Raw genomic sequence first — 23331 nt, 5'->3', positions numbered from 1 at the left:
GTCCCTCAGCGCACCGGTGGGGGACCGCTGCTGGCCCGCACCACCAGGTCCACGGGCACCAGGGTGTCGACGCGGGGCCGGTCGCCCGGACCGTCGATCCGGTCCAGGAGGAGCCGCAGCGAACGGGTGCCGATCTCCGCGAAGTCGGTGCGGACGGTGGTCAGCGGCGGCAGGAAGTGCGCCGCCTCGGGAACGTCGTCGTAGCCGACGACGCTGACGTCCCCGGGGACGGACCGCCCGGCCTCGTGCAGGGCGTGCAGCAGGCCGAGCGCCATCTGGTCGTTGGAGGCGAACACCGCCGTCACGTCGGGGCGCCGGGCCAGCCGATGGCCCAGGTCGTAGCCGGAGCCGGCGCTCCAGTCCCCGACGAGAGGGGCCGGGACCGCGGCACCGGCGGCCCGGAGCGTCCCCTGCCAGCTCGTCAGCCGGTGGTCGGCGGAGGTCCAGCCGGCCGGGCCCGCGATGTGCCACACGGTGGCGTGCCCGAGGCCGAGGAGGTGCTCGGTGGCCTTGCGGGCGCCGGTGCGGGAGTCGCCGGTGACCAGGGGAGTCTCCTCGTCCAGCGCGCTCTCCAGCACCACCAGGGGAGTGCCCAGGCCGGTCGTCTCCGCCAGCGCCCGGCCCACCCACAGCTGCGGCGCGATCGCGATCACGCCGTCCGCGCCCTCGGCCGACAGCCGGTCGACGGCCTCGACGACGGTGTCGTGGTCGGCCGTGTCCAGGGCGATGGAGCTGACGAGGTAACCGGCCTCCTGGGCCGCCGTGTTGATCGCGGTCAGGATCGAGGCGGGTCCGTACCGGGCGGCGTCGAAGGAGATCACCCCGAGCATCCTGGTCCTGCCACTGGCCAGGGACCGCGCACTGCGGCTGGGCCGGTAGCCGAGCGTGCGCATGGCCTCCAGGACCGCCTCGCGTGTCTCACGGCGAACGGCCGGATGGTCGTTCAGCACCCGCGAGACGGTCTGCTTGGAGACCCCGGCCATCCGGGCCACGTCGGCCATCACCGGCCGCGCCCCCGCGAAGTTGCGCCTGCTGCGGCCCTTGGGCACAGGGCCGTCGGGGGCGCTCGGTGTCATGGCGGGTGACTTCCTCGACGTCGGTACGGCGGTCCTGAACCCGCCCGGCAGGAGCACAGCATAGGCCGGACAGCAGGCCCGGAGTCTTCAGCCGGTCCGGACCGTCCAGCGTCGCGTGACCACCCACGCGGCGTCCAGTACCCGCGCCTCCCGCCAGGCGTCGACCGGCCGCCCCGGCACGTGCACGGGCGCGTCCGGGGCCAGCGGCAGCACCTTCAGCCGCAGTCCCTCCGTGCGCAGCGCCCGGCCCGGCAGCCGGTCCAGCCCGATGTCCCAGACCCGTCCCGACCAGAACTGGTCGGCGACCAGTGCGTCTCCCACGTAGGCCCGGGCCAGGTCCCCCGTCCAGCGCAGCCGCAGCAGCACACCCGAGGGGTTCCGCAGCAGGTCCTCCGGTACGTCGACCCGGTACTCGGCGGCCGCCGCGGCCACGTCCTTCTCGCCCGGCACACTCGCCCGGCCCTGCACGCCCGTCACCGGCGCGGGCGCCGGGCCGCCGGGCCTGACGGACGTGACGGTCGCGACGGTGCCCGCCGGCGGCCCGGCGGCGACCGTGTAGCGCGTGAACACACCGTCGGCCGCCTCCCGGACACCGGCCCCGTCCACCACCAGGGCGGCATCCGGTGCGGGCAGCACCGCGAACGACGGCTCGGCGGCCGGGCTGTGCAGCCGTACCTCGCTTCGGTGCTCGTCGAAGACGACGCCGTCCCCGCACAGCACCAGCCGTTCGGCACCCCACGCCCGGCCGCGGTAGACCGTACGGGCCGTCGCCGCGTCCAGGACCAGCAGGCCGACGCGCGAACCGTCGGCCGCCTCCACCTCCACCAGGGCGTCGGTGCCGGGCCGCACCCCGCTGACCAGGAGACGCCCGCCGACCGGTGTGATCTCCCCGGACGGCACGGCGACGGACGCCACCGTGTCGGCGTCCAGGGCGAGTTCGGGGGCGATGCCGTCCGTCGCGGACAACACCAGGACCGTACGGCCCTCCGCCTCGACGGTGCACACGGGCTGCGCCGTGGCCCACTCCAGCCGCAGCCCGGCCACGTCCAGCCGGAGCGGCCAGCAGAAGTACGCGCCGGAGGGCACGGTGACGGGAGCGCTCGGGAGCGTCAGCGGGGGCGCGTGGGGGAAGTCGACCGTGAAGGCCGTGTCCGGGTGGTCCGGCAGTGGCTCGTGCGGCTGGTGGTTGGTCACGAAGAGGAAGCCCGAGGTGCCGTCGGTCCGCACGGCCCAGCGCAGGGTCTCCCGGTCGTGCTGCCCGGCCGGCGACCGCTCGGGCAGCGCGGACCGCATGGGGGCGATCCGGTGCCCGAAGCCGGCCAGCAGCAGGTGCTGGAGGCGCAGTTCGTGGTAGGAGGGCCGCACCTGTCCGTACTCGCCGAGCGGGGCCTGGAAGTCGTAGGTCAGGACGGGCAGGTCGTTGGGGTAGCCGGTGGCGTGCGACTCCTGCAGGGGGGTCAGCTCGCCGGCCGGGTTCGTGCCGCCGTGGAACATGTAGTAGCCCTGCCACACCGACCCGCAGCCGATCTTGGTCAGCGCGAGGGCACCGACATCTTCGGCCTCCACCCTCGGCCGCCGGTGATAGGCCACCGCCATGCCGCCGCCCAACTCGCAGGTGGCCCAGGGGAAGCGGTCCGTCGGAGCCGGGCCTGCCCCGCGCACGGTCGTGGGCCGCAGATCGGCGCCGATGCCCTCGTCGTCGCGCTCGTGGGTGAAGAAGAAGTGCTTGCGGCAGGTGTCGGGCCAGCCGCCGTCGGCCTCCGTCCAGAACGCCTCGGAATAGCCGCCGTACAGCGGGAGCAGGTCCTCGCCCGGCAGCCTGACCCCGCCCCAGGCGGTCGACGTCCACAGCGGCGCGCTCAGCCCGGCCTCCTGGGCGAGGCGCTTGAGCGTGCGCAGATGGCCCGGTCGGTCGTAGAGCTCGTTCTCGATCTGGATCGCGACGATCGGGCCGCCGTTCGCCCGTTCCAGGCCCCTGAGTTGCACCCCGATCTCCGTGAACCAGGCGCGTACGGGCGACAGATAGGCCGGGTCGTCGGTGCGCGGTGCGCCCGTCCGTGCCAGGACCAGTCGGGCAGGCCGCCGTTGCGTACCTCGGCGTGGGACCAGGGGCCGATCCGGGGGACGAAGTCCAGGCCGTGGCGGGCGCAGAGTTCGGCGAAGCGCCTGAGGTCGCGGTCGCCGTCGAAGCGGACGCGGCCCTCGACCTCCTCGTGGTGGATCCAGATGACGTAGGAGGCGACGGCGGTGACCCCGCCCGCCTTCATCTTCAGCAGCTCCTCCTCCCACTGCCCGTGCGGGTAGCGGGAGTAGTGGAACTCGCCGGAGACCGGGAACCAGGGGCGGCCGCCCCGGGTGAGCCAGCGGCTGGTGACGACGATCGGGTCGGGCACGCCCGGCGCGTCCGTGAAGGGCAGGTGGCCGGTCAGCGGGGCAGCGGCGGGCGGGGGCACGCGCAGGAGATGCGTCACCACGTGTTCTCCGGGCCGAGGTCGGGGGTGTCGGTGAGCAGGGCACGGGTGGCGGTGCTGCCGTGCAGCTCCAGCAGGACGAGTTCGTTGGAGCCCGGGCGCAGCACCGGCGCGGGGACGTACAGCGTGCGCTGCGGGCCGCGGTTCCAGTAGCGGCCGAGGTGGAAGCCGTTGACCCAGGCCTGGCCCTTCGTCCAGCCGGGCAGGGCGAGGAAGGCGTCCGCCGGGGTGCCGACCTCGAAGGTGCCGCGGTGGAAGGCCGGCACGGTGACCGGCGCGTCATCGGCCGGGGCGAACGGCAGCGCGTCCGGGGCCGGCGGCAGCGGGTGGCAGTCCCAGCCCGTGAGGTCCGTGCCGTTGAAGGAGACGGGTCCGAGCAGACCCTTGGGCGCGCCGATACGGGGGCCGTAGTTGACGCCGCCCATGTTCTCGACGAGGACCTCCAAAGTCGCACCGGGACGCGGCACCCGCACGGGCAGCGACGTGTCGTGGCGTTCGCTCTCCAGCACGCCGACGGGCGCGCCGTCGACGAAGACCTGGGCGCGATCGCCCACCCCGCGGGCGAAGTGCAGCAGTCCGTCGCCGTCGGCCGGGAAGGTGGTGCGGTAGAGGGCGTAGCCGGTGCGCTGCCCGAGCTCGTCCATGGTCACGGGCGCGTCGGTGCGCACGGCCCCGGGGAGCGAGGCGGCCAGGGGCAGGAGAGCCACCCGGCTGTCCACATCGACGGGCGTGGGCGGGAGTTTGGGACCCGGCGCCGGGGCGGGTTCGTCCGGCACGGTGGCATGGCGGGCGATGACCTCGCGGAAGGCGTGGTACTTCGGGCCCGGGTCGCCGCACTCGGTGAGGGCGGCGTCGTAGTCGTAGGACGTGACGGTGGGCGTGTAGGCGTGTTTGTGGTTGGCGCCGTTGGCGAAGCCGAAGTTGGTACCGCCGTGGAACATGTAGATGTTGACGGAGGCCCCCGCGGACAGCAGCCGGTCCAGGTCGGCGGCGGCGTCTGCCGCGTCCCGCACATGGTGCGGTCCGCCCCAGTGGTCGAACCAGCCGATCCAGAACTCGGCGCAGAACAGCGGGCCTTCGGGCTGGTGTTCGCGCAGCCGTGCCAGGGACTGCTCGACGCGGCTGCCGAAGGTCCCGGTGGCCAGGACGCCGGGCACGCTTCCGGTGGCGAGATGCTCCGGGTCGGCCTGGTCGCAGGTGAACAGCAGCTCCTCGACGCCGCGGGCGCGGAAGGCGTCGGCGAGGTGCTTCAGATAGGCGGAGTCGTCGCCGTAGGCCCCGTACTCGTTCTCCACCTGTACGCCGATGACGGGACCGCCCGCCGCGGCCAGGTGCGGCCGGAGCGCGGGCAGCAGCAGGTCGAGGTAGCGGTCGACGGCGCCGGTGAAGCGGGGGTCGCTGGTGCGCAGCCGGATGTCCGGGTCGGAGGTCAGCCAGTCGGGCAGGCCGCCGCCGTCCCACTCGGCGCAGATGAACGGCCCCGGACGCAGCAGCACCCGCAGTCCCTCGTCCTGGGCGAGCCGGAGGAACCGGGGCAGGTCGAGGAAGCCGTCGAGGGCCAGGGGGGCCTCGGGATCGGGCTGGTGGTGATTCCAGGGGATGTACGTCTCCACCGTGTTGAGGCCCATCAGCCGCGCCTTGCGCAACCGGTCGGACCACAGGCCGGGATGGACGCGGAAGTAGTGCAGCGCGCCGGAGATGATCCGGAACGGCTCGCCGTGCAGCAGGAATCCGTCGGACGTCGTCGTCAGGGCGGGCATGCGGAGCTTCCCTTCGGGACAGAGGAGTGGAGTCAGCGGGAGCGGGTCGCGCGGATCAGCCAGAGCGTGGCGGCCAGGCAGAGCGCCGAGACGCCGCACAGCAGGAGCGGCACGGCGCGGACCCCGGACCATTCGATGGCCTTGCCCAGCGCCGGCCCCGCGGCGACACCGCCGATCATGGAGGCCGCGATGACCAGGGCACCGGCCCGCCGGGCCTGCGGGGCGGCGCGGTTCAGCCACGGCAGCCCGGTGGGGAAGATCGGCGCGATGAACAGACCGACACCGGCGTACGCGTAGGGCGCGAGGGCCGGGACGGTCGCGGCCAGCAGGCACACCGTCATGCCCGCGCAGGAGACGGTGATGATGGCCTGGGGGGAGAAGCGCAGTGCGAGCGGGGCGACCAGGAAGCGGCCGACGGTCATCATCAGCCAGTACACGGAGGTGGCGGTCGCGGCGACGCCCGCGCCGTAGCCGACGGTCTCCAGATGCGTGGGTTCCCAGCCGCCTACACCGGCCTCGATGCCGACGTGCAGCACGTAGAGGACGACGAAGACGGCGATCACGGAGCCGAGGCTCCGCCCGAGCACGCCCGTGCCGGCGCCCTGCTCTCCGGCCGGGACGGGCGCCTGGCTCCGCACGCCCCTCAGGCACAGCAGCAGCGGCAGGTTGGCGAGGGCGAAGGCGAGGAAGACGGCCGGGTAGTGCTCGGAGCCGACGGCGCCGATCACGGCGGGGCCGAGGACGGCGCCGATGCCGAAGTGGGCGTGGAGGATGTTGAGCATCGCGGTCGAACGGTCGCCGAAGCCCACGGCGAACAGCTGGTTGAGGCCGTAGTCGATACCACCGAAGCCCAGCCCGGCGACCAGGGCGGCCGCCAGGGCCGTGGGCCAGCCGGGCGCCAGCGCGAAGCCGGCCGCGCCGACGGCCATCAGCAGATACGAACCGCCGAGGATGTGCCGGTTGCCGATCCGCCCGTAGAGCCGGTCGGACAGCAGCACCCCGGCCACACCACCGACGAAGTGCGCGCTCAGCCCCAGCCCCGCGGCGGAGGGCGACAGCCCGAACTCCGCGCGGAAGGCCGGGATCGCCGGTCCGTACAAGGCCTGCAACACCCCCATGAGCACGAAGCCCACACAGGAGGCGACCACGGCGGCCCTGCTGAACAACGGACCGGGCTGGGCGGGGGAGAGACGGGCAACGCGCTCTTCGATCACGCGGACTCCGAAGGACGGGCCACCGGGGCGGGTGGGCGGAGGGCACAGTCGCGTACGTCTGGATCAGCAAGTGATGTTACCGGTAACATCAGTCAGGTCAACAGTCCCCGGGCAGCTCCCTGGCAGCCCCGCTGTCCTTCGCCGGCCCGCCGCCCCCCCGGCTCGCCACGAGATCTCCCGCGAGCTCCCACGAACCCCCGAGATCCACCAGGGTTGCCCCCGCCCCGTTCGGGTACGCGAGCAGGACCGTTCCCGGGGCGGATCATGCCCGGGGCGGGCCGCACGACCGCCGCTACCAGGGAATCTGCCATGGAGACACCCGCAAACGACCCCACGCCCACGCCCGCCCAGCGGGCTCTGGACGTCCTCTCCGAGAACACCGAGGACACGGTGGCTCTGGACGCGCTCGCCAACAGCGACGTGCTCATCCCCGTGCCCGACGACGCCAACGACTCGGACGCCGCCAACCCCTCGGCGGTAGCGCTGCCGGTGCTGGAGCAGCCGGGCGGCGAACCGGTGGTGCCCGTGTTCACCTCCGAGGTGGAGATGGCCGGGCTGCTGCCGTTCGTCTCCCGCTACCGCCTGGTGCCCCTCGGGGCCCTCGCCGCGCAGTGGCCGGCCGACGACCTGTCGCTCACCATCGACGGCAGCTCGGAGCACCGCCTGACGCTGACCTCGGAGGGAGTGCGCACCCTGCTGGCCCGCTAGCGCGTGTGCGAAAGGTCCCGTCGCCCGCCGGAGAGCGGGTCAGGCGGGACTGTGCGGACACGGCCCGGCCTAGGAAGGCGACCGGCGCGATCCGGGCCTGGGCGGTTCCTCGCCCAGCGCCCGGGTCAGTGCTGCCCGCTGCAGTGGGAGCACCTCGGCATGCAGGTCACGGCCCTTGGCCGTCAGTGCGACCCACACGCCGCGGCGGTCCTCCGCACACACCGACCGCGCCACCAGCCCGTCCTTCTCCAGCCGGGCGATCAGCCGCGACAGCGCGCTCTGACTGAGGTGGACCCGCCCCACGAGGTTCTGCACGCGGCACTGCTCGCCCTCCTCGGGCGCCGCGGTCGCGAGCATGTCCAGGACCTCGAAGTCGGACGCGCCGAGGCCGTGCGGATGCAGCGCCCGGTCGATCTCGCACATCGTGCGCGCGTGCGCCGACAGGATGTCCCGCCACCGATCCTCGAGCTGCCCACCAGCCGTCTTCGCCGCCATATGGGAACGGTAACACCGGAGCACGGTTAAATGACCGTGCATGCAATACGGGCTCCCGCCCCGTACGCCCGGCCTTACGTGGACTCCCGCTTCACCAGCTCCGTCGGCAGGATCACCGCCGCCGGATCCTCGCCCCCGATCTGCGCGAGCAGCACCCGCACCATCTCGTTGCTGATGCGGTCCCAGGGCTGCCGGATGGTCGTCAGCTCGGGGCCGGCGGCCACCGCGGCCGGTGAATCGTCGAAGCCGCCGACGGCCACGTCCTGCGGCACCCGCCGCCCGGCCCGGTGCAGGGCCGTGAGCACTCCCTGCGCCATGAGGTCCGAGGCGACGAACACCGCGTCGACGTCCGGCGCCCGTGCCAGCAGGCGCTCGGCGCCGGCCTCACCGCTCGCCCGGCTGTAGTCGCCGGAGACGACCAGCCGCTCGTCGAACTCCAGACCCGCCTCCGCCAGCACCTCCTTGTAACCCGCCAGGCGCTCGACACCGCCGGGTGTGTCCAGCGGACCGGTCACCGTGCCCACCCGGCGCCGCCCGAGCGACAGCAGGTGACGCACCATGTCGCGGGCGCCGTCACGGTCGTCGGCGGCCACGTAACTGACCTTGGACGCCAGCCCGATCGGCTTCCCGCACGCCACCAGCGGCACCCCCGCCTCGCGCAGCTGCTCGGCGACGGGATCACCGGAGTGGCTGGAGACCAGCAGCACCCCGTCCACGTGCCCGGCGGTGATGTACCGCGTGATGCGCCGCCGTTCGTCCTCGGTGCCCGCCAGCATCAGCAGCAGCGGGATGTCGTGCGCTGCGAGCGCCTGGGTGCAGCCGCGCAGCAGGACGTTGAAGTTGGGGTCCTCGAAGAACCTCTCCTGCGGCTCCGTGAGCAGGAAACCGATCGAGTCGGACCGCCCGGTGATCAGAGAGCGGGCGTGCCGGTTGACCACGTAACCCGTTCTGCGGATGGCAGCGTTGACCGCCTCCTGGGCGGCCGGACTGACGTAGTGCCCGCCGTTGAGGACGCGCGAGACGGTACCGCGCGAGACACCGGCCTCGCGCGCCACGTCATGGATCGTGGGCGGCCTGCGCCTGCCTCCCGCAGCGTTCATCTGATTCCTCCGTGGATACCCCCGCCTCCGGGCGGGGGAGGGAGCGAAGCTCCTGCGGGCGCGGGGCAGGAAGCGGGGATCGGCGCCAGGGTGGATCGCGGTGCCCTGACCCGCAGGGTGAGCTTTACATGCAGCGATCCTAGTTTGTGAGCATGTCGGGGAACCACGAGAAGCGAGCGTTCAAGTACCGCTTCTATCCGACTGGTGCGCAGGCAGCGGAGCTGTCGCGCACGTTCGGGTGCGTGCGCAAGGTCTACAACCTCGCCCTCGGCGCCCGCACAGAGGCGTGGACGCGACAGGAACGGGTCAACTACAACGCCACCTCTGCCATGCTGACCGCGTGGAAGAAGACTGAGGAGCCGGCATTCCTCAACGACGTGTCGTCGGTGCCGTTGCAGCAAACACTGCGGCACCTTCAGACGGCCTTCACCCACTTCTTCGCCAAGCGGGCCAAGTACCCGCGCTTCAAGTCGCGGAAGAAGTCGCGGAAGTCCGCCGAGTACACCACCAGCGGTTTCCGCTTCCGGGCCGACGGCCGGCTGACCCTGGCCAAGATGGCGGATCCGCTCGATATCGTGTGGTCCCGGCCGCTGCCCGAAGGCGCCGAGCCGTCCACCGTAACGGTGTCGCAGGACGCGGCGGGACGGTGGTTCGTGTCCCTGCTGTGCGAGGACCCGGCCATCAAACCGCTTCCCGCCGCCGATGAGGCCGTCGGGGTCGATGTCGGTCTGGACCACCTGCTGACTCTCTCCACAGGGGAGAAGGTCGCCAGTCCCAGGCACGAGCGCCGCGACCGCGCCCGTCTCGCCAGGGCCCAGCGGGAGCTGTCCCGCAAGGCCGCGGGTGACGGAGCCAACCGCCGCAAAGCCCGGCGCAAGGTCGCGAGGGTGCACGCCCGGATCGCCGACCGGCGCCGTGACCATCTGCACAAGCTGACCACTCGTCTCGTTCGTGAAAACCAAACGATCGTGATCGAGGACCTGGCCGTGCGCAACATGGTCAGGGACCACACGACGGCCCGAGCCGTCTCGGATGCCGCGTGGGCCGAGTTCCGTCGCCTGCTGGAGTACAAGGCTGTCTGGTACGGGCGGGAAGTGATCGCAGTAGACCGGTTCTTCCCCTCTTCCAGGCTGTGCTCCGCCTGCGGCACCCTGCAGGGGAAGATGCCGCTGAGCGTCCGCACCTGGACGTGCGCGTGCGGCACCAGGCACGACCGCGACACCAACGCAGCGCGCAACCTTCTGGCCGGGCTGGCGGCGTCGGCCTGTGGAGCCGGTGTAAGACCTCAACGGAGCACTCCGGGCGGGCAGTCGGCGACGAAGCAGGAAACTCCACGGCGCAAGCCGTAGGAATCCCCCTCGGTTCACCGAGGGGGAGACAGCCAAGGTCATGACTTTACGGCTCCGGAGAGCAGATCCAGACTCCAGAACCGCTGGATGACCAGGAAGAGGACGACCAGCGGGAACACCGCGAGCAAGGCCCCCGTGATCACCAGGGTGTACAGCGCCGGGGTGTTGGCGCCCTGCTCCAGCAGCGTGAACAGGCCGAGCGTGATCGGGAACTTCTCGTCGTCGCTGAGCATGATGTACGGCAGCAGGAAGTTGTTCCAGATCGCCACGAACTGGAACAGGAACACCGTCACCATCCCGGGGATCATCATCGGCAGGGCGATCCGTGTGAAGATCCGCCACTCGCTCGCCCCGTCCATGCGCCCCGCCTCGATCACGTCGGCGGGCACCGCGGCGGCGGCGTAGATCCGCGCGAGGTAGACGCCGTACGGGAAGAGGATCTGCGGCAGCAGGACGGACAGGTACGAGTCGGTGAGGTCGGCCTTCGCCAGCAGCAGGTACTGGGGGACGGCCAGGATCACGGGCGGCATCAGCACCCCCGCGAGCAGCACGTTGAAGAGCGTCTCGCGGCCGCGGAAACGGTAGATCGCGAGCGCGTAGCCGCTGATCGCCGACACGCACGTCGACAGCAGGGCCCCGAGGCCGGCGTACAGCGCGGAGTTGCCCATCCACTGCCAGTAGACGCCGTCGCGGTAGGCGTCGAGGTCCCGGATGTTGCCGGCGAAGCCCGTGCCGGGCAGGAACGTGAACGTGGAGAACAGCTCCCGTCCGGACTTGGTGGCGGCGATGACCACCCAGGCGACAGGGAGCAGGCAGTAGAGGGCGCCCAGCAGCAGGGTGACCGTGGGGATCAGGGCGATCCGGCGGCGCAGCGGCGGGCGGTCCTGGGCGGTGCCGGGCGTGCTGTCCGCCACCGGCTCGGTCCGGGGGACGGCGAGGGAGCTCATCGGGCGGCCTCCTGCTTCTGGCGACGGTTCGCGGCCCGCAGGAAGCCGAAGGAGAGGAGGAGCGTGGCGAAGGCGATGATCACGGCCTGCGCCGCGGCCCCGTAGATGTCACCCTCGCCGAAGGCGTCCCGGTGCACCTTCATCAGCGGGCTCCACGTCGTGGACACCGAGTTGGTGAGCGGCTTGAGGGTGGTCGGTTCGTTGAAGACCTGGAGCGTCGCGATGATCGAGAAGAAGAAGGTCAGTACCAGCGAGGGCGACACCATCGGGATCTTGATCCGCAGCGCGATCTGCAGCGGGGTGGCGCCGTCCAGCTTCGCCGCCTCGTACACCTCCGCCGGGATCGCCTGGAGCGAGGTGTAGATGACGATCATGTTGAAGCCGGTACCGCCCCAGACCGCGATGTTCGACAGGGCCACGAACAGCGGCCCGCCGTCCAGCAGGTCCGGCTGCGGCATCCCGAGCCGGTCGAGCACGAAGTAGAAGGGGCTGACGTCCGGCAGGTAGAGGAAGCCCCACAGCAGGGCCGCCACCACACCGGGGATGGCGTACGGCAGGAAGATGGCGAGCCGGGTGACGGGCGCGAGCCGCACCTTCTCCGAGTCGAGCATCAGCGCGAACAGCAGGGCCAGGCCGAGCATGACGGGTACGACGATGCACCCGTAGCCGAGGACGCGCAGGGTGCCGTGCAGCAGTTCGCTGTCGGAGAGGGCGTCGGTGTAGTTCTCCAGGCCGGCCCAGACCTCGTTGCGGGCGCCGGAGCCGAGGCCGAGGCCCGACACCTTCACCTTGCGGAAACTGAGCCAGACCGCGTAGCCGATGGGCAGCGCGAAGAACAGCGCGAAGAGCAGTACCGCTGGGAGGAGGAAAAGATAGGGGGCGCTGCGCGCTCGTTTGAGGGTGGTGGTGGGAGACGGGTGGGCGTACGGGGCCCCCTTGACCCCGTACGACCACCGGCGTGCCGTGCTTCTCACTCCGCGACCTCGAAGCCCTGCTTCTTCATGTCGGCGACGGTGTCGGCCTGCATCTCGTCCAGCGCGGCGCCGAAGTCCGACTTGCTCTTCGCCGCGGCGCCGAAGGCGTCCTTGAACGTGGTGTAGGCGACGTTCACGTTAGGGCCCCAGGCGGAGGGCGCGGTGGTCTCCGCGATGTCGGCGGCCTTGGTGTAGAAGTCGGCCTGGTTGGCGAAGTAGGCCGGCGGCTTGAGGAAGGCGCCGCTGGTCTGGGCGTTGGTGGCGGCCGGGTAGATGCCGCTCTCCTTCGCCAGCGCGTTCAGGGCCTCGCTGTCGGTGTTCAGCCAGGCGGCGAACTTCGCGGCGGCGGCCCGGTGCTCGGAGTCGGTGGTCACGGCGGTGGAGGAGCCGCCCCAGCTGCCGGTGCTGTTGTCGCTCGCGGACCACTGGGGGAGCGGGGCCATGGCCCACTTGCCCTTGGTGTCGGGCGCGGCCGTGGTCAGGGTGCCCGGCGCCCACACGGCGCTGACCCAGGCGATCTGCTTGCCGGTGTTGAGCGCCTTGTTCCAGGCGGGCGTGTACATCGGCTGGTTGTCGATGGCGCCCTCCTTCACCAGGCCGCCCCAGAACTTCGCGACCTTCTGACTCGCCGCGTCGTTGATGGAGACCTTCCACTGGTCGCCGGACGTCGTCCACCACTTGGCGCCCGCCTGCTGGGCGAGGCCCGCGAAGAGGCCCGAGTCGTTGGCGGAGAAGGTGGTGAGGTCCTTGCCGGGCGCCGCCTTCTTCAGCTTGCGGGCGGTCTCGGCGAACTCGTCCCAGGTCGTCGGTACGGTGAGGCCGTACTCCTTGAACAGGTCCTCGCGGTAGTAGAACATCATCGGCCCGATGTCCTGCGGGACCGCGTAGACCGCGTCCGTGCCGAGGGTCGTCTGCTGCCAGACGCCGTCGGCGAACTTGCGCTCGACCCCGCCGACGTTCTCCGAGATGTCGGCGAGCGCGTCGTTGCTGACCAGCGTGGGCAGCGCCTGGTACTCCGCCTGCACCAGGTCGGGCGCCTTGCCCGCCTTGTGCGCGGTGAGGATCTTGGTGACCAGCGTGTCACCGGACGCCTGCTTCTTCACGGTGACGGTGATCCGGTCCTTCTTGCCCGGCCCCTTGTTCCACAGGTCCACGACCTTGTCCATGCCGGGCGTCCACGTCCAGTACGTCAGCGAGGCCGGGCCCGACTCGGTGTCGCCGTCCCCGGATTCCGAGCCGCAGGCGGCGAGGGTGGTGGCGCCGAGGGCTATGGCGACGGCGGTTCTCACGAGGCGGCGGCGCTTCGTGTACGGCATGGATCTCTCCCCTGACCTGGGGCCCTCGCCTGCTGCGAGGACCTGCCATGCTTCTGTGAGCGTTCACAGTAGAGAAACGTCCCGGACACTTGTCAATGGTTGTTGCTGTGCGGTTATGTTGGGCCCTGCGCTGCGCCGTTGTGTGTGCACGTTCCCAATTGATCGATCAACCGGGAGACCTTCCATGCCGGAGACCACCCCCAGGGGCCTCACCAGGCTCGCCTTCGGTGGGGACTACAACCCCGAGCAGTGGCCGGAAAGCGTCTGGCAGGAGGACGTCCGGCTGATGCGGGAGGCCGGCGTCACGATGGTGAGCGTCGGGATCTTCTCCTGGGCGCTGCTGGAGCCCTCAGCCGGCCGTTACGACTTCGGCTGGCTGGACCGGCTCCTGGACCTGCTGCACGAGCACGGCATCCGCGTCGACCTCGGCACCCCCACCGTCGTCCCGCCCGTCTGGTTCTACCGGGCCCACCCCGAAGCACTGCCCGTCACCGCCGAGGGCGTGCGCTACGAGTTCGGCTCCCGCGCGGCCATCTGCCACAGCAACGCCGACTACCGCTCCGCCGCCGCGGCCATCACCACGAAGCTCGCCGAGCGCTACGGCGACCACCCGGCCCTGGCGATGTGGCACGTCCACAACGAGTACGGCGTCCCCGTCTCCGCCTGCTACTGCGCGTCGTGCGCCGCCCACTTCCGCCGCTGGCTGGCGACCACGTACGGCACGGTCGACGCGGTCAACGAGGCCTGGGGCACGGCCTTCTGGGGCCAGCGCTACGGCGGCTTCGAGGACATCAACCCGCCCCGGCTCACCCCCGCGGCCGTCAACCCCGGCCAAGCGCTGGACTACAAGCGGTTCGCCGACGCCACCATGCGCGAGAACTTCCGCATGGAGCGGGACATCCTGCACCGCCTCTCACCCGGCGTCCCGGTCACCACCAACTTCATGACGGCGCTGAGCCAGTGCGACTCCGTCGACTACTGGGCCTGGGGCCGCGAGGTCGACCTCGTCACCAACGACCACTACCTCATCACCGACGGCCGCCGCACCCACGTCAACCTGGCCATGGCCGCCGACCTCACCCGGTCCGTCGCGGGCGGCGCCCCCTGGCTGCTGCTGGAGCACTCCACCTCGGGCGTCAACTGGCAGCTCCGCAACCCCGCAAAGGCCCCGGGGCAGATGGCCCGCAACTCCCTCGCCCATGTGGCGCGCGGCTCCGAGGGCGCCCTGTTCTTCCAGTGGCGCCAGTCCCGGCGCGGCGCCGAGAAGTTCCACTCGGCGATGGTCCCGCACGGCGGCACCGACACCCGCGTGTGGCGCGAGGTCGTCGGACTCGGCGCGAGCATCGAGGCGTTGAGCGAGATCCGCGGCACCCGCACCGAGGCAGACGTGGCCGTGCTCTGGGACTGGCACTCGTGGTGGGCGCAGAACCTCGACTGGCGCCCCAGCGTCGACCATGACGCCCGCGAGCGCGCCGACGCCTTCTACGAAGCCCTCTACGACCGCCACCTCACCGTCGACTTCGCCCACCCGGAAGCCGACTTGTCGAGGTATCCCCTTGTCGTCGTACCGGCCCTGTACCTGATGACGGAGGCGGCCGGGCACAACCTCACGGCGTACGTCGAGCAGGGCGGCACGCTGGTCGTCTCCTACTTCTCCGGCATCGTCGACCAGCACGACGCCGTCCACGAGGGCGCCTACCCGGGCCCGCTGCGGGACGTCCTCGGCCTCATCGTCGAGGAGTTCTCCCCGCTGCTTTCCGGCGAACGGGTGCGCGTCACCGGCCTCGACGGAACCGAGCTGTCCGCCGACGTGTGGACGGAGTTCGTCGTGCCGCGCGGCGCCGAGACCGTCTCGGCCTACGCCGACGGCCCGGCCGCCGGGCTGCCCGCCGTCACCCGGCACCGCCTCGGCGAGGGCACCGCCTGGTACGTCTCCACCCGGCTCGGCGCCGACGGCCTCGACGCGCTGCTCGGCCGGGCGGGCGAGGACGCCGGGCTCGCCCCGCGCGCCGATCTGCCCCGGGACGTCGAAGTGGTCCGCCGCACCGGCGCGTCGGGCACCTACCTCTTCGCCGTCAACCACACCGGCTCCGACGCCAAGGTGCCCCTGGCGGCCCCCGGCACCGAGCTGCTGACCGGTTACCGCGCCGCCGGCCGCCTCGCGGTCCCGGCGGGAGCCGTCCGGGTCGTCCGGCTCGACGGCTGAACCGACTCCCTCCGCCCGTGCGAGCCACGAGCCGCGGGCGGAGGGATCCTCATCCGCCTCCGCGTGAGAGGCACTCCGCCTCCGCCTGAGAGGTACTCCCCAACACCCCCACGTCGAAGGGACGACGGACGGCGATGTTCCATCCCAGACGCACCCTCAGGGCCCTGCTGCTCCCGCTCGCCGCGGGCCTCGCCCTCACCGCCCTGCCCGCCGGCCCGGCCCACGCCGCGAGCACGCTGGCCAACGGCGGCTTCGAAGCCGACGGAGCGGGCGCCGCGACCCCGAGCGGCTGGTCCGAGTACGGCGACGCCGACGCCTCGTTCACCGAGTCCGGCGGCCACGGCGGCAGCCACCGCCTCAGCCACTGGTCCTCCTCGGCTTACAAGGTGGAGACCTACCAGTACCTGTCCGGACTCACCAACGGGAACTACAAGCTCACCGCCTGGGTTCGCTCGGGCGGCGGGCAGAAATCCGCTTACCTGGCGCTGAAGAACTGCGGCGGCGCCGAACAGCGCACCGACCTGCCGGTCTCCGCCAGCGGGTGGATCCGGATCGTCGTGCCGGTCCGGGTGACCGGCAACCAGTGCACGATCAGCGTCAACAGTGACGCCAACGCGGGCAACTGGATCAATGTCGACGACCTGACCCTCACCTCCGGCACCACCGGTACGTCGATCAAGGGCGCCGACATTTCGTCGCTGGCCAAGAGTGAGGCCAGGGGCGGCGTCTACCGCAACGGCTCGGGCACCGCTGCCGACCCCCTGTCCGTCCTCAAGTCGTCCGGCATGAACTACGCCCGCCTCAAGGTCTGGGTGAACCCGGCCGACGGCTACAACAACAAGGCCCGCGTCCTGGCCACGGCAAAGCGCGTCAAGGCCCAGGGCATGAAGCTGCTGGTCGACTTCCACTACTCGGACTTCTGGGCCGACCCGGGACGCCAGGACAAGCCCGCCGCCTGGGCCGGACACTCCTACGGTCAACTGAAGACGGACGTGTACAACCACACGTACGACGTGCTGAACGCCTTGAAGGCACAGGGCACCACCGCCGACATGGTCCAGGTCGGCAACGAGATCAACGGCGGCATGCTGTGGAACGAGGGATCCACCTCCAACTGGACGCAGCTGGCCGGTCTGCTCAACTCGGGCTACGACGCGGTCAAGGCGGTCAACCCGTCCACCACCGTGGCGCTGCACCTCGCCGAGGGCGGTGACCTGGAGGGCACCCGCTGGTGGTTCGACAGCGCGCGCTCCAACGGCGTGAAGTTCGACGCGATCGGCCTGTCTTTCTACGGCTACTGGCACGGCACCCTGGCCGACTTCCAGACCACCCTCGACGACGCGGCCGCCCGCTACGGCAAGCCTGTCTTCGTCGCCGAGACCGCCTACCCGTTCCGCCTCGACAGCGAGGACACCCACGAGAACATCATCGACACCAGTGCCGAACTGGTCGCCGGCTACCCGGCGAGCGTGACCGGCCAGACCCGGTGGATGAACGACATGATGAGCATCGTGGAGGCGGTCCCGAACGGCCGTGGCCTGGGCATCTTCTACTGGGAGGCGACCTGGACCGCGGTGAACGGCAACGGCTGGGACCCGACCGACGCGGCCTCCGGCAACGCCTGGGAGAACCAGGCGCTGTTCGGCTACGACGACCGGGCGCTCTCGTCGATGTCCTGGTTCCGGCACCGCTGAGGGCGCGGGGGTGGGGCCCGGCTTCCGGGTCCCTCCTCCCTTGCCACGCCCCTGCCCGAACTCCGCCTCACCGTACGGCAGTTCGGTATCGGTCAACGATGACGAACCCCGGACGCGGCGGCATCGACTGCGAGACAGTGGGAAGACGCGGTGAGAGGGCGAAGCCGCGAGGCAGGGGCACGACATGCTGAGGACTCCCACGGACGAGACGCGGCTCCGCATCCTGGCCTGGCTGAAGGAACCCCCGGCCGCGGCGGACGGTGTCACCGCGGACGCCGTCGCCGAGCGGTTCTCGCTGCCACGCCCGGTCGCCGTCACCCATCTCCGGCTGCTGGAGGCCACCGGCATGCTGCGCACCAGCAGGTCCGCGGGCCGCGTGCGCTACCACCGCGACGACGTGCGGATCGCGGAGGTCGCCCGGATGTTTGAGAAGGGCTGGTAGGCGACCCGGTACAGCGGTATCGCCCCCGACGGTGAAGGACACGCGCGCGATGGACCGCCCCACGGCACTCCTCCCACGTCACTACGTCGAGGTGGGCCCCGGCCCCGAGGACGTGGTCGCCGACCCGCGCGGCCGGGTCCTCACCGGCGTCGCGGACGGCCGCATCCTGCGGCTCGACGCCCTCGCCGACCCGGTCGCGGCCCGCGTCGAGGTGATCGCCGAGACGGGTGGCAGGCCACTCGGGCTCGAACTCCTCCCGGACGGCGACCTGCTGGTGTGCGACGCCGAACGCGGACTGCTGCGCGTCGACACCGGCGACGGCACGGTCCGGATCCTCGCTGACTCGGTGGCGGGAGAGCCGCTGCGCTTCTGCAGCAACGCCGTCTCCCTCTCCGACGGCAGCGTCTACTTCACCGTGTCCAGCCGCCGGTACCCGCTGGAGCACTGGATCGGCGACATCGTCGAACACACCGGAACGGGACGGCTGCTGCGGCTCGCCCCCGGCGGTGACACACCCGAGGTGGTGCTGGACGGCCTGCAGTTCGCCAACGGGGTCGCCGCCGGCGCCGACGAGTCCTTCCTCCTCGTCGCCGAGACCGGCGCCCGCCGGCTCCTGCGCCACTGGCTCACCGGCCCGAAGGCCGGCCGGAGCGAGCCGTTCGCCGAGAACCTCCCGGGCATGCCCGACAACCTCTGGCGCGGCGCGCCCGACGGACCGGTCTGGGTCGCGCTCGCCGGGCCCCGCGTCCCGGCCCTCGACCTGCTCCACCGCGGCGCGCCCGGCGTCCGTGCCGCCGCCGCGCGTCTGGCCGTGCGCGCACCCTTCCGCCCCACGGGCACGATCGGCGTCATGGCCTTCGACGACCAGGGCCGCGTGGTCCACCACCTGGGCCGCCGTCACTCCGGCTACCGCATGGCCACCAGCGTGTGCGAAGCGGCCGGGCACCTCGTCCTGGGCAGCGTCCGGGAACGGGGCGTGGCGGTCTGCGCGGCACCCGCCCCGAAGTGACCCCGCTCCGATCCCGGGGTTAACCTGAACGCGGCCGCGGGCATCCACCGCGGCGCGGCGGTGGGGCCCGCCGTACCCGAACCGCGGCAGTGACGCCGCCAACGGTCCCTACTTGCGACGGCACGCGCCCGCACGACCCGGGCCCCGGCGAGTAGGAGTCGTACCACCATGACAGCCCCCGAAGAGAGTCTCCGCCGTCCGGTCCGGCGTCCGCCCTCCTGGCGCGCCCAGGCGCCCGTCGTCGCGGTCGTGTCGATCGGGGGAGCGGTGGGCGCGACCGCCCGCTACGCGGCCTCCCTCTGGTGGACCACGCCCCTGAAGGGCTTCCCCTGGACGACCCTCTGGGTCAACATCGCCGGCTGCGCCGTGATCGGCGTGTTCATGGTGGTCATCACCGAGATCCGGCCCGCCCACCCCCTCCTCCGCCCCTTCTTCGGCACCGGCGTCCTGGGCGGCTTCACCACCTTCTCGACCTACGCCGTAGACATCCGCAGACTCATCGACGGCGGCCAGGCCGGAACCGGTCTGGCCTACCTCGCCGCGACCCCGCTCGCAGCGCTCACGGCGGTGTGGCTCGCGGCCGGGACGACCCGCCGCGTCCTGAAAGGGAGGCAGCCATGACGAGACTCACCGGCAGCGCGCTGCGCCTGACCGTCCTCATCGGCGAGAGCGACACCTGGCACCACAGGCCCCTCTACTCGGAGATCGTCCACCGGGCCCACGCGGCGGGCCTCGCGGGTGCCAGCGTCTTCCGCGGCATCGAGGGGTTCGGCGCGTCCTCCCTCATCCACACCTCCCGGCTGCTGTCCCTGAGCGAGGACCTGCCGATCGCGGTCGTGATCGTCGACACCGCGCCGCGCGTGCGCGCGTTCCTCCCGCAACTCGACGACATCGTCGCCGAGGGGCTCGTGAGCCTGGAGGACTGCGAGGTGATCCGGTACGCCGGACGAGGGGACGATCCCGGCACAGCGGACACCAAGGGTAAGAGGTCGTTGTGAACTGGCTGCTGGTCGTCTGCGGTGCGATGGTCGGCGCCCCGCTGCGCTATCTCACCGACCGGGCGGTCCAGGCCCGGCACGATTCCGTCTTCCCCTGGGGCACCTTGACGGTGAACGTGACCGGCTGCCTGCTCCTCGGCCTGCTCGCCGGAGCCGCCACCCACCTCCAGCTGCTGCTGGGCACCGGCCTGTGCGGGGCCCTGACGACGTACTCGACGTTCTCCTACGAGACGCTGCGGCTGGCGGAGACCGGGGCACGTCTCCAGGCCGCCCTCAACGCCGCGGTCAGTGTGGCGGGCGGTCTCGCCGCGGCCTTCGCGGGGGCGGCACTGGCGCGTATGTGAGAGGCGCCCATGAGATCCGTTCTCGTCCGGGTGTAGTAAGACGGTCCCCTCCGCTCCAGCCCCGAGCAGAACTGGATCCCATGAGCGTCATCAGCGTCGGTCAGGCCGTCGTCCTCGGAGCCGTCGAGGGGGTGACCGAGTTCCTGCCCGTCTCCTCGACCGGCCATCTGAAGATCGTCGAGGGACTGCTGGGCATCCCCGTCGACGACACGGCCGTGGTCGGGTTCTCGGCCGTCATCCAGGTGGGCGCGATCGCCGCGGTGCTCGTGTACTTCTACAGGGACATCGTGCGGATCGTCTCCGCCTGGGGGAGGGGCCTGCGCGACCGCGAGGAGCGGTACCACCACGACTACAAGTTCGCGTGGTGGGTCATCTGCGCGACCATCCCGATCGTCGTCGTCGGACTCGCCGCCAAGCCGCTCATCGAGGGCCCGCTCGCCTCGCTGTGGGTGGTCGCCGGCTCGCTGATCGCCGGCAGCGGCGTGATGTGGGCGGCGGACCAGATGGGCCGGCACAAGCGGGGCGAGGACGACACCTCGTTCAAGGACGCGATGCTGGTCGGCAGCTCGCAGATCCTCGCCCTGCTCTTCCCCGGCTTCTCGCGCTCCGGCGCCACCATGTCCACCGCGCTCATCCTCGACCTGGACCGCGTGGCAGCCACCCGGCTCTCCTTCTTCCTCGGCATCCCCGCCCTGACCGGCGCCGGCCTGTACGAGCTCAAGGACGCCCTGGGCACCGGGGTGGGCGCGGCGCCGCTGGCCGTCGGCACGGTCGTCTCGTTCGTCGTGGCGTACGCCTCCATCGCCTGGTTGCTGAAGTTCGTCGCCAAGCACTCGTTCAACGCCTTCGTGATCTACCGGGTCGTGGTGGGTGTGCTGCTGTTCGGGCTGCTCGGGGCGGGTGTGCTGCACAGTTGAGTGTTCTGCCGGGAGGCGCCGTCGGCTGTCCGCGGCGCCGTCGTGGTTCGTCGCGCAGTTCCCCGCGCCCCTGTGGGGCGCCCCCTTGACAGCCGCCTCCCGTCGGCCGGAGTATCTCTCCCGTGAACCTGTCAGACAGCCGGACAGCCGGACAACCCGCAGGGCAGCCCTTGCGACGCGTCAGTGCCATGGAAGCGGTGCTGGCGCACCTGCGCGGTGCCATCGAACGCGGTGAGTACGCCATCGGCGACAAGCTCCCCTCCGAGGCGGAGCTGTGCCGGGCCCTGGAGGTCTCCCGGCCGGTGCTGCGGGAGGCGCTGCGGGCGCTGCAGACCATGGGTCTGACCGTGTCCAGGACCGGCAAGGGCACCTTCGTCGTGGCCAGTACCGTCGAGGACCCCACCTTCGGCGACTACGCGGCCAGCGACCTGCTGGAGGTGCGCCGCCACGTCGAGATCCCGGTCGCCGGCTACGCGGCCCGGCGCCGCACCCCGGAGAACCTCGACCACCTGGCCCACCTGCTGGACCGGATGGAGCGGGAGACGGACACCACCGCGTGGGTCGCCATGGACACGCTGTTCCATCTCGCCGTCGCCGAGGCCGCCCAGAACCCGGTCTTCCGCCGGGTCATCGAGGAGATCCGGGACGCGCTGGCCCGCCAGTCCGCCTTCCTCAACGAGCTGGGCGGCCGCCGCGAGCAGTCCAACCGTGAGCACCGGGCGATCGTCGAGGCGCTGACCGACGGTTCCGAGCACGACGCGGTGGAGGCCATGGCCCACCACCTCGACCGCGTCGAGACGACCCTCACCGACATCGTGCGTTCCCCGCGCACGGACTCGGACCTCCCCACGGAAGGTGAACCCCAGGCGTGAGCGAGCAGTCCCTGCACGACGATGTGCAGAAACGTTCCGGCCATGTCGACGCGGGAGACGCGGGCTACAGCAAGTCCCTGAAGTCCCGGCACGTCAACATGATCGCCATCGGCGGAGCCATCGGCACCGGCCTCTTCCTCGGCGCCGGCGGCCGCCTCGCCGAAGCCGGCCCCTCCCTCTTCATCGCCTACGCGGTCTGCGGCCTCTTCGCCTTCCTCGTCGTGCGCGCTCTCGGCGAACTGGTGCTGTACCGGCCCTCCTCCGGTGCCTTCGTCTCCTACGCCCGTGAGTTCATGGGGGAGAAGGGCGCCTACACCGCCGGCTGGATGTACTTCCTCAACTGGGCGACCACCGGCATCGCCGACATCACCGCCGTCGCCACCTACACCCACTACTGGGGCATGTTCTCCGACATCCCGCAGTGGGTCATCGCACTGATCGCGCTGGCCGTGGTGCTCACCGTGAACCTGATCTCGGTGAAGATCTTCGGCGAGCTGGAGTTCTGGTTCGCGATCGTCAAGGTCGGTGCGCTCGTCGTCTTCATGTGCATCGGCATCTTCCTGCTGGTCACCCAGCACCCCGTCGACGGCCACACCCCCGGCCCGTCCCTGATCGGCGACAGCGGCGGCCTCTTCCCGCACGGCCTGCTGCCCATGCTGCTGATCATCCAGGGCGTCGTCTTCGCCTACGCCTCCGTCGAACTGGTCGGTGTCGCGGCCGGGGAGACCGAGAACCCCGAGAAGATCATGCCGAAGGCGATCAACTCGATCATGTGGCGCGTCGGCGTCTTCTACGTCGGCTCGGTCGTGCTGCTGTCGATGCTGCTGCCCTGGAACAAGTACACCGCCGGTGAGAGCCCCTTCGTGACGGTGCTGTCCAACATCGGCATTCCGGCGGCCGGCGGCGTGATGAACCTCGTCGTCCTGACCGCCGCCATGTCCTCCCTCAACTCCGGCCTGTACTCCACCGGCCGCATCCTGCGTTCCATGGCCATGGCCGGATCAGCGCCGCAGTTCACCTCCGTGATGAGCCGCAGCCAGGTCCCCTACGGCGGCATCCTGCTCACCAGCGGCATCTGCGTGCTCGGCGTCGGCCTCAACTTCGTCGTGCCCGCCGAGGCGTTCGAGATCGTGCTGAACTTCGCCGCGATCGGCATCCTCGCCACCTGGGGCATGATCATGATCTGTCACCTCCTCTTCTGGCAGAAGACCCAGAGGGGCGAGCTGACCCGCCCGGGCTACCGGCTCCCGGGCTCCCCCTGGACCGAGATCGTGACGCTGGCGTTCCTCGCCTCCGTCCTGGTCCTCATGTACGCCGACGGCGGCGCGGGACGCACCACCGTGCTGTGCCTGCCGCTGATCGTCGGGGCACTGGTCGCCGGATGGTTCGCCATCCGGGGCCGTATCGCGCGCAAGTCCACCACCGGAGCCGGCGCGTGA

At 71.3% G+C, this 23331-nt stretch carries 20 protein-coding genes and 1 pseudogene; 12 read left to right on the top strand and 9 right to left on the bottom strand.

The genetic code is table 11. The features are described 5' to 3' along the window. Positions 1-5 precede the first annotated feature (5 nt). The 4 genes and pseudogenes from A4E84_RS03685 to A4E84_RS03670 all read right to left on the bottom strand — a co-directional run bounded on the left by A4E84_RS03685 (position 6) and on the right by A4E84_RS03670 (position 6521). The gene (locus A4E84_RS03685) at positions 6-1076 is read right to left on the bottom strand and encodes a LacI family DNA-binding transcriptional regulator (protein WP_062925156.1); all 1071 of its coding nucleotides are present in this window, start codon (positions 1074-1076) and stop codon (positions 6-8) included. Positions 1077-1163: 87 nt separating this feature from the next. Then, positions 1164-3550: pseudogene (locus A4E84_RS03680) on the bottom strand (beta-galactosidase). Next, positions 3544-5307 carry a glycoside hydrolase family 35 protein gene (locus A4E84_RS03675; RefSeq protein WP_062925155.1) on the bottom strand — a complete coding sequence of 588 codons (1764 nt, stop codon included), beginning with the start codon at positions 5305-5307 and terminating at the stop codon, positions 3544-3546. Before A4E84_RS03675 ends, A4E84_RS03680 begins: the two are co-directional and overlap by 7 nt. A gap of 32 nt (positions 5308-5339) precedes the next feature. Then, positions 5340-6521: an MFS transporter gene (locus A4E84_RS03670; RefSeq protein ID WP_237304806.1), complete on the bottom strand. Its 1182-nt coding sequence runs from the start codon at positions 6519-6521 to the stop codon at positions 5340-5342. Positions 6522-6830: 309 nt separating this feature from the next. Here A4E84_RS03670 and A4E84_RS03665 point away from each other — a divergent pair, with 309 nt between their 5' ends. After that, entirely contained in the window at positions 6831-7229 is a 399-nt protein-coding gene (locus tag A4E84_RS03665) for an SseB family protein (protein WP_062925154.1), read from the top strand. 69 nt (positions 7230-7298) lie between these two features. Here A4E84_RS03665 and A4E84_RS03660 read toward each other — a convergent pair whose 3' ends face one another. After that, the gene (locus tag A4E84_RS03660) at positions 7299-7724 is read right to left on the bottom strand and encodes a MarR family winged helix-turn-helix transcriptional regulator (RefSeq protein WP_062925153.1); all 426 of its coding nucleotides are present in this window, start codon (positions 7722-7724) and stop codon (positions 7299-7301) included. A gap of 74 nt (positions 7725-7798) precedes the next feature. Beyond that, positions 7799-8824: a LacI family DNA-binding transcriptional regulator gene (locus A4E84_RS03655; RefSeq protein ID WP_062925152.1), complete on the bottom strand. Its 1026-nt coding sequence runs from the start codon at positions 8822-8824 to the stop codon at positions 7799-7801. A gap of 152 nt (positions 8825-8976) precedes the next feature. Between A4E84_RS03655 and A4E84_RS03650 the strand changes: the two genes are divergently transcribed. After that, positions 8977-10173 (top strand): RNA-guided endonuclease InsQ/TnpB family protein, encoded by a 1197-nt coding sequence (locus A4E84_RS03650; protein ID WP_062925151.1) that lies wholly within the window; start codon positions 8977-8979, stop codon positions 10171-10173. 38 nt (positions 10174-10211) lie between these two features. Here A4E84_RS03650 and A4E84_RS03645 read toward each other — a convergent pair whose 3' ends face one another. Genes A4E84_RS03645 through A4E84_RS03635 form a run of 3 tightly spaced genes read right to left on the bottom strand, consistent with a single transcriptional unit; the run spans position 10212 to position 13410 of the window. After that, the gene (locus A4E84_RS03645) at positions 10212-11120 is read right to left on the bottom strand and encodes a carbohydrate ABC transporter permease (protein ID WP_062925150.1); all 909 of its coding nucleotides are present in this window, start codon (positions 11118-11120) and stop codon (positions 10212-10214) included. Continuing rightward, on the bottom strand, positions 11117-12094 hold the full coding sequence (locus A4E84_RS03640; protein WP_062925149.1) for a carbohydrate ABC transporter permease: 978 nt from the start codon (positions 12092-12094) through the stop codon (positions 11117-11119). Before A4E84_RS03640 ends, A4E84_RS03645 begins: the two co-directional genes overlap by 4 nt. Beyond that, complete coding sequence (locus A4E84_RS03635) at positions 12091-13410, bottom strand: ABC transporter substrate-binding protein (protein WP_062925148.1); 1320 nt, start codon at positions 13408-13410, stop codon at positions 12091-12093. The genes A4E84_RS03640 and A4E84_RS03635 overlap by 4 nt, the downstream gene beginning before the upstream one ends. A 184-nt stretch (positions 13411-13594) precedes the next feature. Between A4E84_RS03635 and A4E84_RS03630 the strand changes: the two genes are divergently transcribed. From A4E84_RS03630 to A4E84_RS03585, 10 genes are all read left to right on the top strand, one after another. Continuing rightward, entirely contained in the window at positions 13595-15616 is a 2022-nt protein-coding gene (locus tag A4E84_RS03630; protein WP_062925147.1) for a beta-galactosidase, read from the top strand. Positions 15617-15750: 134 nt separating this feature from the next. Then, positions 15751-17310 carry a glycoside hydrolase family 53 protein gene (locus A4E84_RS03625; protein WP_062925146.1) on the top strand — a complete coding sequence of 520 codons (1560 nt, stop codon included), beginning with the start codon at positions 15751-15753 and terminating at the stop codon, positions 17308-17310. A 184-nt stretch (positions 17311-17494) separates the two neighbouring features. Beyond that, positions 17495-17752 carry an ArsR/SmtB family transcription factor gene (locus A4E84_RS03620; protein WP_062925145.1) on the top strand — a complete coding sequence of 86 codons (258 nt, stop codon included), beginning with the start codon at positions 17495-17497 and terminating at the stop codon, positions 17750-17752. 49 nt (positions 17753-17801) lie between these two features. Continuing rightward, the gene (locus A4E84_RS03615) at positions 17802-18761 is read left to right on the top strand and encodes an SMP-30/gluconolactonase/LRE family protein (protein ID WP_062925144.1); all 960 of its coding nucleotides are present in this window, start codon (positions 17802-17804) and stop codon (positions 18759-18761) included. Positions 18762-18929: 168 nt separating this feature from the next. Next, positions 18930-19382, top strand: coding sequence for a fluoride efflux transporter CrcB (gene crcB, locus A4E84_RS03610; protein WP_062925143.1), 453 nt, complete (start codon positions 18930-18932; stop codon positions 19380-19382). Beyond that, positions 19379-19759: a DUF190 domain-containing protein gene (locus tag A4E84_RS03605; protein WP_062925142.1), complete on the top strand. Its 381-nt coding sequence runs from the start codon at positions 19379-19381 to the stop codon at positions 19757-19759. Before crcB (A4E84_RS03610) ends, A4E84_RS03605 begins: the two co-directional genes overlap by 4 nt. Continuing rightward, positions 19756-20103 carry a fluoride efflux transporter CrcB gene (crcB, locus tag A4E84_RS03600; RefSeq protein WP_062925141.1) on the top strand — a complete coding sequence of 116 codons (348 nt, stop codon included), beginning with the start codon at positions 19756-19758 and terminating at the stop codon, positions 20101-20103. Before A4E84_RS03605 ends, crcB (A4E84_RS03600) begins: the two co-directional genes overlap by 4 nt. Before the next feature lie 80 nt (positions 20104-20183). Further along, the gene (locus A4E84_RS03595) at positions 20184-21020 is read left to right on the top strand and encodes an undecaprenyl-diphosphate phosphatase (RefSeq protein WP_062925140.1); all 837 of its coding nucleotides are present in this window, start codon (positions 20184-20186) and stop codon (positions 21018-21020) included. Positions 21021-21142: 122 nt separating this feature from the next. Then, on the top strand, positions 21143-21892 hold the full coding sequence (locus A4E84_RS03590; protein ID WP_079128845.1) for a FadR/GntR family transcriptional regulator: 750 nt from the start codon (positions 21143-21145) through the stop codon (positions 21890-21892). Continuing rightward, entirely contained in the window at positions 21889-23331 is a 1443-nt protein-coding gene (locus A4E84_RS03585; RefSeq protein WP_062925138.1) for an amino acid permease, read from the top strand. The genes A4E84_RS03590 and A4E84_RS03585 overlap by 4 nt, the downstream gene beginning before the upstream one ends.

The sequence above is a fragment of the Streptomyces qaidamensis genome (assembly GCF_001611795.1).
Classification (GTDB): domain Bacteria; phylum Actinomycetota; class Actinomycetes; order Streptomycetales; family Streptomycetaceae; genus Streptomyces; species Streptomyces qaidamensis.
This window is presented reverse-complemented; position numbering and strand designations above follow the sequence as displayed.

Bases quoted from the DNA above. Each gene is read 5' to 3' on its own strand.
- A4E84_RS03675 (WP_062925155.1), bottom strand. From the start codon at position 5,307: ATGCCCGCCCTGACGACGACGTCCGACGGATTCCTGCTGCACGGCGAG.
- A4E84_RS03595 (WP_062925140.1), top strand. From the start codon at position 20,184: ATGAGCGTCATCAGCGTCGGTCAGGCCGTCGTCCTCGGAGCCGTCGAG.
- A4E84_RS03650 (WP_062925151.1), top strand. From the start codon at position 8,977: ATGTCGGGGAACCACGAGAAGCGAGCGTTCAAGTACCGCTTCTATCCG.
- A4E84_RS03685 (WP_062925156.1), bottom strand. From the start codon at position 1,076: ATGACACCGAGCGCCCCCGACGGCCCTGTGCCCAAGGGCCGCAGCAGG.
- A4E84_RS03645 (WP_062925150.1), bottom strand. From the start codon at position 11,120: ATGAGCTCCCTCGCCGTCCCCCGGACCGAGCCGGTGGCGGACAGCACG.
- A4E84_RS03655 (WP_062925152.1), bottom strand. From the start codon at position 8,824: ATGAACGCTGCGGGAGGCAGGCGCAGGCCGCCCACGATCCATGACGTG.
- A4E84_RS03630 (WP_062925147.1), top strand. From the start codon at position 13,595: ATGCCGGAGACCACCCCCAGGGGCCTCACCAGGCTCGCCTTCGGTGGG.
- A4E84_RS03605 (WP_062925142.1), top strand. From the start codon at position 19,379: ATGACGAGACTCACCGGCAGCGCGCTGCGCCTGACCGTCCTCATCGGC.
- crcB (WP_062925143.1), top strand. From the start codon at position 18,930: ATGACAGCCCCCGAAGAGAGTCTCCGCCGTCCGGTCCGGCGTCCGCCC.
- A4E84_RS03635 (WP_062925148.1), bottom strand. From the start codon at position 13,410: ATGCCGTACACGAAGCGCCGCCGCCTCGTGAGAACCGCCGTCGCCATA.
- A4E84_RS03665 (WP_062925154.1), top strand. From the start codon at position 6,831: ATGGAGACACCCGCAAACGACCCCACGCCCACGCCCGCCCAGCGGGCT.
- A4E84_RS03625 (WP_062925146.1), top strand. From the start codon at position 15,751: ATGTTCCATCCCAGACGCACCCTCAGGGCCCTGCTGCTCCCGCTCGCC.
- A4E84_RS03615 (WP_062925144.1), top strand. From the start codon at position 17,802: ATGGACCGCCCCACGGCACTCCTCCCACGTCACTACGTCGAGGTGGGC.
- A4E84_RS03660 (WP_062925153.1), bottom strand. From the start codon at position 7,724: ATGGCGGCGAAGACGGCTGGTGGGCAGCTCGAGGATCGGTGGCGGGAC.
- A4E84_RS03620 (WP_062925145.1), top strand. From the start codon at position 17,495: ATGCTGAGGACTCCCACGGACGAGACGCGGCTCCGCATCCTGGCCTGG.